Genomic DNA, 634 nt, shown 5'->3' with positions numbered 1-634 from the left:
GACAGGGATTGTCTCGGTGCCATAGGCGAGGGCGGCGATCGCCTGCGCGCCGCCGACGCGGTAGATTTCGGACACGCCTGATATGTCCGCTGCCACCAGCACCAGCGGATTGATGATGCCGCCCGGCGCCGGCACGACCATGACGATGCGCTCGACGCCGGCCACTCTGGCCGGCACGGCGTTCATCAGCACCGAGCTCGGATAGCTCGCCGTACCGCCCGGCACATAGAGCCCGACGGCCTCGATCGCCGTCCAACGCCAGCCGAGCTCGACGCCGGCGGCATCTGTATAGCGATCGTCCTTCGGCCGCTGCCGTTCATGATGCGAGCGGATGCGGTCGCGCGCGAACTCCAGCGCCTCGATCGTCTTTGGGTCGGCCGTTTCGTAGGCGGTTGCGATGTCTTCCTTAGACACGGCAATGCCGAGGCCGGTCAAATCGGCGCGATCGAATTTCCGCGTATAGTCGATCAGTGCCGCGTCGCCCTCGGCGCGCACGCGCGCGATGATGTCGCGCACCGCGGCATCGACATCGGCGGAGACCTCCCGCTTGGTCGTGAGGAAGGCGGCGAAACGTTGCTCGAAATCGGCATCGGACTGACGAAGCGTGATGGCCATCGGACGCTCAGGCCTTGTG

At 66.2% G+C, this 634-nt stretch carries 1 protein-coding gene; it reads right to left on the bottom strand.

The features are described 5' to 3' along the window. On the bottom strand, window positions 1–615 hold a 615-nt coding region (locus tag ENZ75_RS33595; RefSeq protein ID WP_206617188.1), incomplete at its 3' end, for a histidinol dehydrogenase. Window positions 616–634: the final 19 nt, after the last annotated feature.

Source organism: Mesorhizobium sp. M7A.F.Ca.CA.002.04.1.1 (assembly GCF_004022805.1).
Taxonomy (GTDB): Bacteria; Pseudomonadota; Alphaproteobacteria; order Rhizobiales; family Rhizobiaceae; genus Mesorhizobium; species Mesorhizobium ciceri.
This window is presented reverse-complemented; position numbering and strand designations above follow the sequence as displayed.